We start from the raw sequence: 14,305 nt of genomic DNA, 5'->3' as shown, positions 1-14,305 counted from the left end.
GGGAGGCCGACACGTCGACCTCGCCCCGGGAGTGCCTCCTATGACCGTAGAGCAGTTCGCCACCCGTCACATCGGTCCCGGCCCCGACGACGAGCGTCGGATGTTGGAGGTCGTCGGGCACGGCTCGATCGACGAGCTGATGGACGCCGCGATCCCCGAGGTGATCCGCTGGCACGGCACCCTCGACCTGCCGGACCCGGCCACCGAGGCCGAGACGATCGCCGAGCTGCGCGCCCTGGCGGCCCGCAACACCGTCGCCGTGTCCATGATCGGTCTGGGCTACCACGGCACGCACACCCCGGCGGTGATCCGCCGTAACGTGCTGGAGGACCCGGCCTGGTACACGGCGTACACGCCGTACCAGCCGGAGATCAGCCAGGGCCGCCTGGAGGCGCTGCTGAACTTCCAGACGATGGTCACCGACCTGACCGGTCTGGCCACCGCGAACGCCTCCATGCTCGACGAGGGCACCGCCGCGGCCGAGGCCATGACCCTCGCGCGGCGTGCCTCCAAGAGCAAGAGCCGGGTGTACGTCGTCGACGCCGACGCGTTGCCGCAGACCATCGCGGTCATCGCCAGTCGGGCCGAGCCGCTCGGCATCGAGGTGCGGGTCGTCGACGTCGAGCGCGACGAGGTGCCGGCGGAGTTCTTCGGCCTGCACCTGCAGTACCCGGGGGCGTCCGGGGCGGTCCGGGACCACACCGCCCTCGTCGAGGCCGCACACGCCGCCGGGGCCCTCGTCACGGTCGCCGCGGACCTGTTGGCGTTGACGCTGCTGCGGGCGCCGGGCGAGATCGGGGCGGACATCGCCGCCGGCACCACCCAGCGCTTCGGCGTACCGATGGGCTTCGGTGGGCCGCACGCCGGTTACCTGGCGGTGCGCGCGGGCCTGGAGCGGATGCTGCCCGGGCGCCTGGTCGGGGTGTCGCGCGACGCCGACGGCAACCCGGCCTACCGGTTGGCGTTGCAGACCCGCGAGCAGCACATCCGGCGGGAGAAGGCGACCAGCAACATCTGCACCGCGCAGGTGCTGCTCGCCGTGATGGCCGGCATGTACGCCGTCTACCACGGCCCGGACGGGCTGCGTGACATCGCGACGCGTACCCATCAGATGGCGGCGCGGCTCGCGGCCGGGCTGCGCGCCGGTGCCGTGGACGTCGCGGACGTCGCGTTCTTCGACACCGTGACCGTCAGCGTGCCGGGCCGGGCCGCGCAGGTCGTCGCGGCGGCCGCCGAGCGGGGCGTGAACCTGCGGCTGGTCGACGCCGACCGGGTGGGCGTGTCCTGTGACGAGACCACCACGGCCGCGCACCTGGCGCAGGTGTGGGCGGCCTTCGGGGTGCCCGCGTTCGACGGGGCCGTGGACGCGACCCTGCCTGTCGACCTGGCCCGCACCAGTGACTTCCTCACCCACCCGGTGTTCCGCAGCCACCACTCCGAGACGGCGATGCTGCGCTACCTGCGCCGGCTGTCGGACTTCGACTACGCCCTGGACCGGGGCATGATTCCGCTCGGGTCGTGCACGATGAAGCTGAACGCGACCACCGAGATGGAGCCGATCAGCTGGGCGGAGTTCGCGCACATCCACCCGTTCGCGCCGGACGCGCAGACCGCCGGGTACCGGGAGATGATCGGCCAGCTGGAGTCGTGGCTGGCCGAGGTGACCGGCTACGACGCGGTCAGCGTGCAGCCCAACGCGGGCTCCCAGGGTGAGCTGGCCGGGTTGCTGGCGATCCGCTCCTACCACGCCTCGCGGGGTGAGTCGCACCGCGACGTGTGCCTGATCCCGTCGTCGGCGCACGGCACCAACGCGGCGTCGGCGGTGATGGCCGGCATGCGGGTCGTCGTGGTGGCCTGCGACGACGACGGCAACGTCGACCTGGTCGACCTCGACGCGAAGATCGACAAGCACCGGGACGCGCTCGCCGGGATCATGGTGACGTACCCGTCGACGCACGGCGTGTACGAGACGGGCATCGCGTCGCTGTGCGCGAAGGTCCACGACGCCGGCGGTCAGGTGTACGTCGACGGGGCGAACCTCAACGCCCTGGTCGGGTTCGCGAAGCCGGGCAAGTTCGGCGCGGACGTGTCGCACCTGAACCTGCACAAGACGTTCTGCATCCCGCACGGCGGCGGTGGCCCCGGCGTGGGCCCGGTCGCGGTGCGCGCGCACCTGGCGCCGTTCCTGCCCGGTGACCCGCTGGGCGCGCACGAGGACTCCACGCCGGCGATCTCGGCGGCGAAGTACGGGTCGGCGGGGATCCTGCCGATCCCGTGGGCGTACCTGCGGATGATGGGCGCCGAGGGGCTGACCCGGGCGACCGGCGTGGCGGTCCTGGCGGCGAACTACGTGGCGGCGCGCCTGCGGGGACACTTCCCGGTGCTGTACGCCGGCAACAAGGGCCTGGTGGCGCACGAGTGCATCCTCGACCTGCGGCCGTTGACGAAGGCGACCGGGGTGAGCGTCGACGACGTGGCGAAGCGGCTGATCGACTACGGCTTCCACGCGCCGACGATGTCGTTCCCGGTGGCGGGGACGCTGATGGTGGAGCCGACCGAGAGCGAGGACCTGGCCGAGCTGGACCGGTTCTGTGACGCGATGATCGCGATCCGGGCGGAGATCGAGCAGGTGGATTTCGGGTCGTGGCCGCTAGGGGACAACCCCCTGGCCAACGCGCCGCACACCGCGGCGATGGTCAGCGGTGACGAGTGGCCGCACCCGTACCCGCGGTCGGTGGGCGCGTACCCGGCAGGGGTGGACCGGGCCGGGAAGTACTGGCCGCCGGTGCGGCGTATCGACGGCGCGTACGGCGACCGGAACCTGGTCTGCTCGTGCCCGTCGCCGGAGGCGTTCGAGGACTGACAACGCCGGGGGCGTTCGAGGACGAACGACGGCGAGCCGGGGCGGGCGGTGTTGGCCGCCCCGGCAGCCGCTGCGACCTGGGCTCGGCGTCCCTTACCGGGGGACCAGCCTGGGTCGACGGCGGCTATTCGGTGACTCTGAGTGGTCGATCAGGCGACGAGGGCGTGACGGGCGGGGCCGCGGTGCGGTGCGATGCTGCTGCCGTCGGGGAGCAGCTCGCCGGTGTCCTCGAAGACGATGACACCATTGCAGAGCAGGCTCCAGCCCTGCTCACGGAAGCAAGCGAGGACTCGCGCGGCTTCCCGATCGGTGGCTTCAGCAGAGGGGCAGGTCGGTTGGTGCTGGCACATCGGGTTCTCCGGACTGTGGGGGCACTGTGTCATGGTTCACATGACCAGTGACGCACAGTACCAAGCGAAAGTGTCCAGCATCGAGCAGGTGCCCACCTGGCGCACCGGAAATCCACTGAACGGATGAGGAAGGTCGGACCGTACGGCGTGGAAACGCTCCCACAGGTTGGTGCCGCGGGCAGCGGCTCAGCTCAGTTGGCCGCGGGCAGCGGCTCAGCTGCGTTGGCCGCGGGCAGCGGCCCGACCGCGTTGGTCGATGTGCCGGCGGCGCCGGCCGCGTGCCGGGGCGCCCTGACCGAACGCGCCCGACTGCAGTGGCGCCTCAGTGACGGCGGCGACCCCGCCGCACTCGCCGAGGAGTTCCTCGCCGCACACGGCCTGCCACTGCACGACCTCACCCGACCGGCCACCCGCCAGCACGACACCGGGGTCTGCGGGGCGGCGCTCTACCTGTCCGCCGCGGCCGGGGCCCACCTGGCCGGCGCACCCGGCGCGGCGCCCGAGCCCGCGCCGACCCTGCCCGACCTCGCCGTCGTCGTCTACGACCACCGCCCCACCCGGGCCACCCCACCGGGCGCACCGGCGTCGTCGTGGTGGCTCGGCGAGTGGACCGAGAGCTGGACGCCGCGTCAACACGCCGATGCCGTCGACCAGGTCCGCGCCGCCATCGGCCGCGGCGACGTCTACCAGACCAACCTCGTCGGGCACGCCGCCGCCCGCTACACCGGCGACCCCCTGCCCGCCCTCAGCCGCCTCGGCGCGCTCCCCGGCGCCCGCTACGGCGGCGTCCTCACCGGCGACGGCTGGGCCATCGGCTGTGCCTCCCCGGAAACCCTCATCGAGGTCACCGACGGACACCTGATCACCCGACCCATCAAGGGCACCCGCCCGGCCACCGCCACCGGCCGCGCCGAACTCCTCGCCAGCGCCAAGGAACGCGCCGAACACGTCATGATCGTCGACCTGGAACGCAACGACCTCGCCCGCATCGCCCGCACCGGCACCGTCACCGTCGACGACCTGTTCACCGTCCGCCGCTGGTGCGACCTGTGGCAGGCCGAGTCGACAGTCCGCGCCGCGGCCGCCGACGGCCTCGGCCTCGCCGACCTGCTGCGCGCCACCTGCCCCGGCGGGTCCGTCACCGGCGCGCCCAAACGCGCGGCCCTCACCCAGATCGCCGCCCTCGAACCCGTCGGTCGCGGCGCCAGCATGGGCGCGCTGGGCTGGGTCGCCCCCGGCCGCGTCGACCTCGGCCTGACCATCCGCACCGCCGCCGCCGACGGCCAGCACCTGCACACCTGGGCAGGCGGCGGCATCACCTGGGACAGCGACGCGTCCGCCGAGGTCGCCGAAGCCGCCGCGAAGACAGCCCCGATCCGCGCCACCCTGGCCGGGCGGTGACCCCACCGCCACCGGCGATACGCTGACCGACATGACCATGCGGCCCATCCGGATCATCGGCGACCCCGTCCTGCGCACCGAATGTGAACCGGTCACCACCTTCGACGCCGAGCTGCGGGCCCTGGTCACCGACCTGATGGACACCCTGCTCGGCGCCCCCGGCCGCGCCGGCGTCGCCGCACCCCAGATCGGCGTCAGCGCCCAGGTGTTCGTCTACGACGCCGACGGGCACCGCGGCCACCTGATCAACCCCACCCTCGAACTGTCCGACGAGCTCCAGGACGACGAGGAGGGCTGCCTGTCCATCCCCGGGCTGTACTTCCCGACCGCCCGGGCCCTGCACGCCACCGCCCGCGGCGTCGACCAGCACGGCGAACCGTTGACCATCGCCGGCAGCGGGTTCCTCGCCCGCGCCCTGCAACACGAGACCGACCACCTGCGCGGCACGCTCTACGTCGACACCCTGCGCGGTGACATCCGCCGCCGCGCCCTGCGTGAGATCCGCGCCGGCCGCTTCGACTCACCCAGCCGCCGCCGCTGACCCTCGTCCGGTCGTTCCGGAAAGCCGGCGCTCACCGTTTCGCGACCATCCGCCCGAGGGTGTGTGGCGCGATCCGGAGCATCGTGGGCAACAGTTTCGTCTGGCCCGGCAGAGCCATCGGCCGGCGTTGCCGCAGTGCTCTGAGGGTGACCTCCGCGACCTCGGCAGGTGGCAGTTTCGGTCCGGTGGCGTCGGCGTTCATGGGCGTGTCCGTGGTCGGTGGGAGCACTTCGAGCACGTGGGTGCCGTGAGGTGCGAGTTGACGGCGAAGTCCGTCGGCGAAGCCGTGCAATCCGGCCTTGACAGCGCCGTAGGTCGGTGCGCGGGTGGGAGAGACCAGCGCGAAGCCCGACGTCACGAACACGATCGCGTCCAGGGCCGGCCAGCGCCGCACCACCTCTCCTGTGAGGTGAATGGGCGCCGTGAGATTCAGGGCGATCTCCTGGTCGAGCGCCACTGTGGCGTCGTCGTTTCCGGCGAAGTCCCGTTCGACGAACGTGCCGGCGTTGTTGACCAACACGTCGAGCCGGCCGAACCGATCCGTCACCGCGTCCAGCAGGGCGGCTCTCGCCAGAGGGACGGTCACGTCGGCCTGAACGGCCAGCGCCTGCGGATGTGCCCGGCTGAAGCGGTCGAGGGCTGTCCGCGATCGGCCGCACACCACCACGTCGGCTCCGTCGTTGAGGAAGGACTCCGCGAGGCTCAGGCCGATGCCCGATGTTCCTCCGGTGATGAGAACGGCTTTTTTCACTGGTCTACCTCCACGGAGTTCGGTATCAGTCAGTACCGAATGCCACCGTAGCATTTCCGCACCGGTCGGTACCGAAGGCGTAGGCTGAGGTCGTGGAGAGCAACCGGACGACACCGCTCGGCAGACCACGAGGCTTCGACGTCGACGAAGCCCTCGAACGGGCGGTGCTCGTCTTCTGGGCACAGGGCTACGAGGGCGCCAGCCTCGACGACCTGACCAGCGCGATGGGCATCACCCGCACCAGCATGTACCGGGCCTTCGGTAACAAGGAGGACCTGTTCCGCAAGGCGCTGGAACGCTACACCGAGGGCCCGGCGTCCTACGTCGCCCACGCGCTGGGAAAGTCGTCCGCCCGGGAGGTGGCCACAACGTTCCTCGACGGCGCCGTCCGCTCCACCACACGACCGGACTGCCCCGCCGGATGCCTCGGGGTGCAGGGCTCCCTGGCAGCCGGCGAGGCCGGCCGCCAGGCCCGCGACACACTCGCCGCCTGGCGTGAGGAGGGCACCACCCACCTGCGGAACCGGTTCCAGCGGGCCATCGACGAGCGCGACCTGCCGGCCGGCGCCGATCCCGGTCTGCTCGCCCGATACCTGATGACCGTGGCCAACGGCATCGCCGTACAGGCCGCAGGCGGCACCACCCGGGACGAGCTGCAACTGGTGGCCGACATGGCCCTGCGCACCTGGCCTCCGGTCGACTCCTGACCCCGACCAGGAACGCGCGGCGTCACCGGGCCGTCAGCGTCCACTCCTCGTAGTCGGCGACCCGGGTGAACCCCACCCGCTCGTAGAGCCGCACCGCCACCGTGTTGTCCGCCTTCACGTTCAGCGTGACGTGTTCCACGGTCTCGCGCAGCCGGACACACAGCGCCGCCACCACCGCCGCGCCCAGCCCCCGTCCACGCCACAGCGGATGGGTCGTGACGTTGCCCAACGCCGCCACCCGGTAGGCCGGGGACCACACATGCACCCCGGCCACCGCCACCAGCTCACCGCCCTCGCGTACGCCCAGGTACTGCCCGGTGTCCAGCATCCGAGGATCGAACCAGTTCCCCGGGTACGCCCGCTCGTACAGGTGGCGCAGCCCCGGCAGGTCCGCCGGCCCGAGCACCACGCCCTCCGGACGCACCGCCGACAACCGGGCCGGATCGGTCAACGCCATCCGGTGGTGCGCGCCACCGGAATCCAACCGGAACGACCCGGCCAGCACGTCGGACAGCCCGGGGGAGAGGTGCGCGTACAACCGGGCGGGCAACGCCGGCGCAAGGTCGGCCAGCAACGCCGCCAGCGCCGCGGCGTCCGCCGGCGCCGCGAACGCCAGCAGCGTCGGCGGGTCCACCCCGCGATAGAGCAACGCGACCTGCTCACCGGAGCGAAACCACGAGGTGTACGGCCAGAAGAAGTCGTCCAGGTCACCCAACTGGTAGGCGTGCAGCACCGGATCACGCCCCAGCAACCGCGCCAGGACCGCACGGTCATGCTCGGGGCGTACCGCCATCAGCGGGCCACCCACTGGTCGTACCCGAGCTTCGCGACCAACGCCACCACCACGACCAGCAGCACCACCCGTACGAAGCCCGACCCGCGGCGCAACGCCATCCGCGCCCCCAGCACCGCGCCGGCGATGTTGCACACCGCCATCCCCGCGCCCAGCAGCCACCACACGTGCCCGGTCACCCCGAACACCACCAGCGCACCCAGGTTCGTGCCCGCGTTGACGACCTTCGCCATCGCCGAGCCGTGCACGAAGTCCGCGCCGACGACAGCGGTGAACGCCAACACCAGGAACGTGCCGGTCCCCGGACCGATCAGACCGTCGTACAGGGCGATGCCCACACCGGCCACCGCGATCACCACCGCCACCCGCACCGGAGTCCGCTTCGCCGGCACCGCCACCACCCCCATCCGGGGACGCAGCAGCACGAACACCGCCACCGACACCAGCACCACCAGCACGACCGGCCGGTACGCCGACGCCGGCACCGCCCCGGCCAGCGCCGCGCCCAGCCCCGCGCTGAGCACCGCCACCCCCGCCGCCGGTGCCGCCACCCGCCAGTCGACAGTGGTCCGGCGGGCGTACGTCGCCGCCGCCGTGGCCGTACCGAAGATCGCGGCCAGCTTGTTCGTGCCCAACGCGGTGGCCACCGGCAACCCCGGGGCAGCCACCAACAACGCCGGCAGCAGCAACAACCCACCACCACCGACCACGGCATCCACCCACCCGGCCATCGCGGCGGCGGCCAGCAGGGTACTCAGCGTCACGGCGTCCACGGGCGGCAATTCTGCCTACCCGACGCGTCCGACCAGCACCCGAGTGGCCAGCCTCACCCGGTCACCGACCCCTCGTACGCCGCAACCACACCCCCAACGCGCCGACCGCCACGAACACCAGCACGGAACACAGCAGCACCTTCAGCACCCGGCAACCATGCCACGGGCACGTAAGGTGCAGGAGTGCGCCTGGCCACCTTCAACCTGCTGCACGGACGATCCCTCACCGACGGGCTCGTCGACTCCGACCGCCTCGCCGACGCCGTACGCGCCCTCGACGCCGACGTGCTCGCCCTGCAGGAGGTCGACCGCGACCAACACCGCAGCGGAAAACTCGACCTCACCGCCATCGCCGCCCGAGCCCTCGACGCACCCCACCACCGCTTCGCCGCCGCCGTCGTCGGCACCCCCGGGGAACACTTCCGCCCGCTGCGCCACGACGACGACGGGCACGGCGAACCCTGCTACGGCATCGGCCTCATCAGCCGACACCCCGTACGCAGCTGGCACATCACCCGACTCAAACCGGCACCCGTCCGCTCACCGGTCTACGTGCCCGGCCCCCGCGGCGGCCTGATCCTGCTGCACGACGAACCCCGCGTCGTGCTCGCCGCCATCCTCGACACCCCGTACGGCCCGCTCACCGTGGCCGCGACACACCTGTCCTTCGTGCCCGGCTGGAACGCCCGCCAACTGCGACAGACCGTCCGCGCCCTACGCGCCCTGCCCGCCCCCCGCGTCCTGCTCGGCGACCTCAACCTGCCCGCCGGCGCGGCCCGCCTCGTCTCCGGCTGGCATCCACTGGGCCGCCGCCCCACCTACCCCTCCGGGCAGCCCCGCGTCCAGCTCGACCACATCCTCGCCGACCGGCACGCCCTCGACCAGCTCCCACCGGTACGGGCGGTCACCGCACCGGCGTCCACCATCTCCGACCACCGCCCCCTGCTGGTCGACCTCGGCTGAGCGTCATCGCCCGACCGGCCGCACCGTGGCTCAGCCGCGCCCGGGGGAGCACCACCCCGAGACGCAAGATTCCCTCAAGATCATTGCATCGACCGACTTCGACGATCATGCTGGTCGACACGCGCCACGATCAACTCGTCGGAGGCCACATGAGACGTCAGCGATCCACCCTCATCGCCGCATCCACCCTCATCGCTCTCACCCTCACCACCGCACCCACCCCCGCCAACGCCCAGAGCGCCGCGGAACCCCATCAGGTCACCGCCCTCACCGTCCGCCAAGCCGACGGGTACGCCACCCTCGCCTGGCAACCCGTCGACGGCGCCACCGACTACCAGATCGAACGCACCGCCGTCGACACCAACGGCACCCCCACCGGCGCACCGACCATCGTCGGTATCTGGCGACCCAACCGCCAGATCAACCAACAGGCACCCACCTTCGCCGACGCCGGCTTCAACCCCGGCGACACCTTCCAGTGGCGCGTACGCGCCCGCACCGACACCACCGAACAGCCCTACTCCGACCCGGTCGTCGCCACCACCACCGCACCCTGGGGCAACCCCACGACCCCCGGCGAGCAACTGCGCACCGGCTGGGAGACCACCCACGCCGCGCAGTACACCAGCGACACCGACGAGTACGCCTACACCGCCGCCATCGACGCCCTCAGCGACCGCGTCCGCGTCGTCGAACTCGGCCGCACCGTGCAGAACCGACCCATCAACATGATGGTCATCGGCCACCCCACCCCGGCGACCACCCCGGAGGCAGTCGCCGCCACCGCACCGGTGGCCATCAACTGCAACGTGCACGGCAACGAACCGGGCGACCGCGAGGCCTGCCTCATCATGGCCCGGCAACTCGCCTTCAGCACCGACCCCCGGATCACGGACCTGCTCAGCCGAACCACCGTCCTGATCGTCCCCACCATCAACGGCGACGGCCGGGCCAACAACACCCGCGGCAACTCCACCGGCCAGGACCTCAACCGCGACTACTCCCTCATCCGCCAGCCGGAAACCGCCGCGTACATCAAGATGGTCCGCGACTACCGACCCGTCGCCGGCTACGACGGCCACGAGTTCGGCAACTCCCGCGCCGGGGACCTGCCCATGCTGCCCCCGCGGCACCAGAACGTCGCCCAACCCATCTTCGACCAGTCCCAGGACATGATCGAAGGTCACATGTACGCCAAGGGCGCCGAAGCCGGCTGGTGGGCCTGCCCCTACGGCTGCGAAGGCGGCGGCAACATCGGCCTCAGCGAGGAAACCATCCTGCGCAACACCCTCGGCCTCAAGAACGTCGCCAACTCCCTGCTCGAACTGCGCAGCTCCGGCGGTCAGACCCGACCCGACGAGGGCAACACCGCCAACAACCGGCGCCGCAAGACCTACTCCGCGCTGTGGACCTTCCAGCAGTTCCTCGACTACCACCGCGCCGACCGCGCCGACATCCTCAACTCCCGCGCCCAGTCCATCGAGATCCAGGCCGCCAACACCGGCCGCCTCGTCTTCCGCGGCTCCCGACCCATCCCGGCCTACCCCGCCCCGCACCCCGGCGACAGCCCGCCGCCGCTGGACGCACCCCGCGCCGACCTCATCCTCGACAACGCCCCCTGCGCCTACAAACTCACCGACGAGCAGTACAACGGCGCCCGCACCGACGGACCCGGCGGCGTGGGCACCACCGTCGCGCAACGCATCGCCGCACACGGCTGGAAGGTCATCAAGACCGAGGACGGCTACTACGTCCCCCTCAACCAACCCGAACGCGGCCTCATCCCGCTGCTGCTCGACACCAAGGGCGTGGAGAAGCTGACCGACGGCGAACGCGTCTACCCGACCCTCACCGGCCGACGCAACGGCCCACTGACCGTCTCCGGCTTCACCTGCGCCGACGACGCCACCATCAACGGCCCGGTCACCGTCCGGGCCGGCGCGGCACTCGTCGCGACCGGAACGACCATCAGCGGCCCGGTCACCGCCACCGGCGCCGCCGGCATCCTCCTCGCCGACAGCACCATCAACGGCCCGGTCCAGATCACGAAGACCACAAACGCGGTCTCCGTCATCGACGTCACCATCGCCGGCCCGGTCAGCCTGACCGGCAACACCACCGGCACCGACGCACCCCTGCTGGCCGGAAACGCCATCCGCGGCCCGCTCAACTGCACGGCAAACAGCCCCGCCCCGACCAACCTGGGCGTCGCCAACACCGTGCACGGCCCACGCACCACCCAGTGCGCAGCACTGTGACGGTCACCTGACCGAACCGAACTGCCGGCGGCGCGGGTCTCGAACCCGCGCCGCCGGCACATCCCCACCCACCCGAAACCGTGGAGGCCGCCGTGTCGCAACCCGCCACCCCACCGCGACGCCCCCGACTGCTCACCCTCGGGCTCCTCGCGCCGACACTGCTCCTCGCCGCCTGCACCAGCAGCCCCGCGACTCCCCGCACCGACGCCGCACCACCGGCCAACGCACCCCAGGTCACCGGACCGCTCTGCGCCGCCCTGCCCACCGGCACCGACCCCGGAAACCCGACCTTCCTCGCCGGTCAGCCCGTCGACCAGGCGCTCCGGTGGATCCCCACCCTCACCACCTTCGAAGCGGCAGTACGCACCAGCAGAGTCCTCACCGACCTGCCCACCGGCGTCGGCGTCACCATCCTCGCCCCCTCCGACGACGCCTTCGCCGCCAAGTTCTCCGAGGACAACTGGGACGACCTGATGACCCGCCACACCGACCAGCTGCGCACCCTGCTGAAGGCACACCTGATCCAGGGAACCCACCCGATCGGCGAACTGGCGGACACCGGCACCGCCACCACCCTCGACGGCACCACCGTCGCCATCACCCGCAACGGCCCCACCGTCCGTCTGGCCGACCGCGCCGACGCCGTCTGCGCCGACTACCAGGCCACCGACACGCGCATCCACATCATCAACGCGGTCCTCGGCCCACTGCCCACCACCGCCAACGACAGCGACCACCGGGCACACTGACCGCGCTCACTCCTGGTTCACCGGCACCAGACCCGCCAGCGCCCGGTTGGTCCGGTTCGCGCGCACCGCGTCGCGCTGCTGCCCAGCCGTCACCTCGATGTACGTCTGCGACGACGCCAACGACGCGTGCCCCAACAAACGCATGATCTCCACGGCGCTCGCCCCGTCCTCGGCCAACCGGGTCGCGAACGTGTGCCGCAACGCGTGCAACCGCGCACCCCGCGGCACCCGGTCACCGATACCCGCCCGCCGAAAACACGACTCGACGAGATACTGCAGCCCACCCCGGCGCAACGGCTCACCACGCCGATCCACCAGCAACGCCGAGTCGGGGCGCACCGACCGCGAACCGAAGCGCCGCGCACGACTGTCCAGGTAGTCCACCAGCACCCGGTCCAGACCCCCCTCGATCGGCACCACCCGGGGCCGCCCACCCTTCCCGAGCACCTCGATCCGCCGCTCACCCGGTCGACCACCCAGCGAGCCGACCCGTAGCGCCAGCAACTCCGACAGGCGCAGCCCCGCGCAGAGCGCCACCGCCAACACCGCGACGTCCCGCTCTGGCCACGGGTCGCGCTGCCGACCCTCGTCGCGCGCCGCGGACGCGAGCAGCACCTCGGGAGTGTCCGCCCCCCGCAGCGGCTTCGGCTGGGGGAGTAGCGCCCGAGGTCGCCCGACCGCCGGCATCGGGTTGCCGGCCACGATCCCGTCGGCCACCAGGAACGTGAAGAAACTGTTCCAGGTGGACCAGGCCCGGTGCACCGACGCGGGCGCGCGGGGCCCGGCGAACCGGGCGAAGGCCGCACGCATCACCCTGGGGGAGAGATCGGTGATCGACAGCGCGCCCAGGGGGAGGGGAGTGGCGGCGTCCTCGGCGACCAGCGCCGCCACCGTGTGCAGATCCCGGCGGTACGCGGCCAAAGTGTGGGGGGAGGGCTTGCGGGTCGCTCGGGCGGTCAGGAACTCCTCGATCAGCACCATGAGCGATTCGTCCTGTTTGTCATGCATAAGGGATATTATGCAGCATTTTCGCGTTGCGGGGAAGCGTGGGGAGAGGGGGAGCGGAACCGGTCCGCACGGGAGGCGCGCTGTCTCCTCAGGTGCCTGTAGAGCTGCCCCACGTATGGGGCGGATGATCCCCGGCGCGCGGACCAGGTGTGATGGTTCTTCGAAGCCGACGACGTCCCGGCAAACACCATCCCGCTGTAGTGGGTGAGCAGCGGTGAGGGCGCACCGGTCCCTGCGCCGCTGCGGGCGGTTCCGCCGCCGGTGGTCGGCGCGCCCCACGGATGGGGCAGCTCTACAGGCACCGAGCGACACATCGGCTCGCCCCCAGCGTCGCAGGCCAGTGGCGCTGCTGGAGAAGCACGTATCGTGCGCGGCATGACGTCGCCCGTCGCCACCTGCCCCGTCTGTGGTCGACCCGGCGCGCCCACCGTCTACCGGGACCCGGTCCACCCCGTCGATGTGGTCTGCCCCGAGGGGCACCAGTGGCGGCCGGACGGCGAACCCGGGTGGGCTCCCTCAGCATCGCCCACCGTCGTGGCTGGACGCCCCGACGCTGACGGCGCCTCGACACAACCCCTGGACGTCCACAAGGACGGACGGAACTGGCGGATCGGCACGGCCAGCCACGTCGCCTGGCTCGCCGGCCACACCACACAGGGCCTCGCGATCACCACCGCGATCCCGGAGGTGTTCGACGCGTACGCCACCTTCCACCCGCCCGAGGGTGTCGGTGTGGACGCCCACGAACAGGCCGTGGTCCGCGAGCTGGCGGCACGTACCGCGGAGCAGCCCTGGTGGCTGGGCTACCTCGACACCGGCGCGCACGACGTCGTCTTTCCGCGTGCCCCGAGGGTGTCGCTCTACTGGGGTTGGCCCTACGTCCTGGTCGAAGCGGGACCCGAGCAGGCACTCACCTGGCGGACCGGTCACATGCGCGGCGGCGGCCCGCTGCCCGACCTGTTCTTCCCGGCGGATCACTCCTGGCTGGTCTCCGCCCTGTGGGACGACACCTGGACCGATGTCGGCGGCAGCGCCGCTGTCATCGCCGGCCTGCAACGCAACCCGCTGGTCAGTGCCCGCCGCGTGCGACCCGACGAGGACGCGTGTCCGCCGGGCCTGACGCGCGACTGAGAGTGCCCATCGGTGGT

At 71.8% G+C, this 14,305-nt stretch carries 13 protein-coding genes; 8 read left to right on the top strand and 5 right to left on the bottom strand.

From position 1 onward, the window contains the following. The first annotated feature begins 40 nt into the window (after positions 1-40). Positions 41-2,863 (top strand): aminomethyl-transferring glycine dehydrogenase, encoded by a 2,823-nt coding sequence (gcvP, locus tag FBZ33_RS14555; protein ID WP_141909453.1) that lies wholly within the window; start codon positions 41-43, stop codon positions 2,861-2,863. Between the two features lie 149 nt (positions 2,864-3,012). Here gcvP and FBZ33_RS14550 read toward each other — a convergent pair whose 3' ends face one another. Further along, entirely contained in the window at positions 3,013-3,213 is a 201-nt protein-coding gene (locus FBZ33_RS14550; RefSeq protein WP_007460326.1) for a DUF5999 family protein, read from the bottom strand. 123 nt (positions 3,214-3,336) lie between these two features. Between FBZ33_RS14550 and FBZ33_RS14545 the strand changes: the two genes are divergently transcribed. After that, positions 3,337-4,614, top strand: coding sequence for a chorismate-binding protein (locus FBZ33_RS14545; RefSeq protein ID WP_141909452.1), 1,278 nt, complete (start codon positions 3,337-3,339; stop codon positions 4,612-4,614). Between the two features lie 31 nt (positions 4,615-4,645). Continuing rightward, a complete protein-coding gene (gene def, locus FBZ33_RS14540) occupies positions 4,646-5,155 on the top strand; it encodes a peptide deformylase (RefSeq protein WP_088948232.1) in 510 nt (169 codons plus the stop codon). A 31-nt stretch (positions 5,156-5,186) separates the two neighbouring features. On the opposite strand, the gene FBZ33_RS14535 is transcribed toward def, so the two are convergent. Further along, a complete protein-coding gene (locus tag FBZ33_RS14535; protein WP_158240915.1) occupies positions 5,187-5,906 on the bottom strand; it encodes an SDR family NAD(P)-dependent oxidoreductase in 720 nt (239 codons plus the stop codon). 92 nt (positions 5,907-5,998) lie between these two features. On the opposite strand from FBZ33_RS14535, the gene FBZ33_RS14530 reads away from it, so the two are divergent. After that, on the top strand, positions 5,999-6,613 hold the full coding sequence (locus tag FBZ33_RS14530; RefSeq protein ID WP_141909450.1) for a TetR/AcrR family transcriptional regulator: 615 nt from the start codon (positions 5,999-6,001) through the stop codon (positions 6,611-6,613). Positions 6,614-6,635: 22 nt separating this feature from the next. Here FBZ33_RS14530 and FBZ33_RS14525 read toward each other — a convergent pair whose 3' ends face one another. Further along, entirely contained in the window at positions 6,636-7,406 is a 771-nt protein-coding gene (locus tag FBZ33_RS14525; RefSeq protein ID WP_141909449.1) for a GNAT family N-acetyltransferase, read from the bottom strand. Beyond that, the gene (locus tag FBZ33_RS14520; protein ID WP_305069537.1) at positions 7,406-8,179 is read right to left on the bottom strand and encodes a sulfite exporter TauE/SafE family protein; all 774 of its coding nucleotides are present in this window, start codon (positions 8,177-8,179) and stop codon (positions 7,406-7,408) included. The genes FBZ33_RS14525 and FBZ33_RS14520 overlap by 1 nt, the downstream gene beginning before the upstream one ends. Before the next feature lie 183 nt (positions 8,180-8,362). On the opposite strand from FBZ33_RS14520, the gene FBZ33_RS14515 reads away from it, so the two are divergent. The 3 genes from FBZ33_RS14515 to FBZ33_RS14505 all read left to right on the top strand — a co-directional run bounded on the left by FBZ33_RS14515 (position 8,363) and on the right by FBZ33_RS14505 (position 12,149). Beyond that, positions 8,363-9,142 carry an endonuclease/exonuclease/phosphatase family protein gene (locus FBZ33_RS14515; RefSeq protein WP_141909448.1) on the top strand — a complete coding sequence of 260 codons (780 nt, stop codon included), beginning with the start codon at positions 8,363-8,365 and terminating at the stop codon, positions 9,140-9,142. A 149-nt stretch (positions 9,143-9,291) separates the two neighbouring features. Beyond that, positions 9,292-11,400 carry a M14 family zinc carboxypeptidase gene (locus FBZ33_RS14510; protein WP_141909447.1) on the top strand — a complete coding sequence of 703 codons (2,109 nt, stop codon included), beginning with the start codon at positions 9,292-9,294 and terminating at the stop codon, positions 11,398-11,400. Positions 11,401-11,492: 92 nt separating this feature from the next. Beyond that, positions 11,493-12,149 carry a fasciclin domain-containing protein gene (locus FBZ33_RS14505; protein ID WP_185755306.1) on the top strand — a complete coding sequence of 219 codons (657 nt, stop codon included), beginning with the start codon at positions 11,493-11,495 and terminating at the stop codon, positions 12,147-12,149. Between the two features lie 6 nt (positions 12,150-12,155). Here the strand turns inward: FBZ33_RS14505 and FBZ33_RS14500 are convergent, their stop codons facing one another. Continuing rightward, positions 12,156-13,157: a tyrosine-type recombinase/integrase gene (locus FBZ33_RS14500; protein WP_141909445.1), complete on the bottom strand. Its 1,002-nt coding sequence runs from the start codon at positions 13,155-13,157 to the stop codon at positions 12,156-12,158. Between the two features lie 375 nt (positions 13,158-13,532). On the opposite strand from FBZ33_RS14500, the gene FBZ33_RS32765 reads away from it, so the two are divergent. Further along, positions 13,533-14,288, top strand: coding sequence for a hypothetical protein (locus tag FBZ33_RS32765; protein WP_255508867.1), 756 nt, complete (start codon positions 13,533-13,535; stop codon positions 14,286-14,288). The last annotated feature ends 17 nt before the right edge of the window (positions 14,289-14,305 follow it).

Origin of the sequence: Micromonospora sp. A202 (assembly GCF_006715105.1) — a bacterium.
Lineage (GTDB): Bacteria > Actinomycetota > Actinomycetes > Mycobacteriales > Micromonosporaceae > Micromonospora > Micromonospora zamorensis.
Note: the sequence above shows the minus strand (reverse complement) of the source record. Positions and strands in the feature narration are given on the sequence as shown.

Bases quoted from the DNA above. Each gene is read 5' to 3' on its own strand.
- FBZ33_RS32765 (WP_255508867.1), top strand. From the start codon at position 13,533: ATGACGTCGCCCGTCGCCACCTGCCCCGTCTGTGGTCGACCCGGCGCG.
- FBZ33_RS14550 (WP_007460326.1), bottom strand. From the start codon at position 3,213: ATGTGCCAGCACCAACCGACCTGCCCCTCTGCTGAAGCCACCGATCGG.
- def (WP_088948232.1), top strand. From the start codon at position 4,646: ATGACCATGCGGCCCATCCGGATCATCGGCGACCCCGTCCTGCGCACC.
- gcvP (WP_141909453.1), top strand. From the start codon at position 41: ATGACCGTAGAGCAGTTCGCCACCCGTCACATCGGTCCCGGCCCCGAC.
- FBZ33_RS14525 (WP_141909449.1), bottom strand. From the start codon at position 7,406: ATGGCGGTACGCCCCGAGCATGACCGTGCGGTCCTGGCGCGGTTGCTG.
- FBZ33_RS14545 (WP_141909452.1), top strand. From the start codon at position 3,337: ATGAGGAAGGTCGGACCGTACGGCGTGGAAACGCTCCCACAGGTTGGT.
- FBZ33_RS14510 (WP_141909447.1), top strand. From the start codon at position 9,292: ATGAGACGTCAGCGATCCACCCTCATCGCCGCATCCACCCTCATCGCT.
- FBZ33_RS14500 (WP_141909445.1), bottom strand. From the start codon at position 13,157: ATGCATGACAAACAGGACGAATCGCTCATGGTGCTGATCGAGGAGTTC.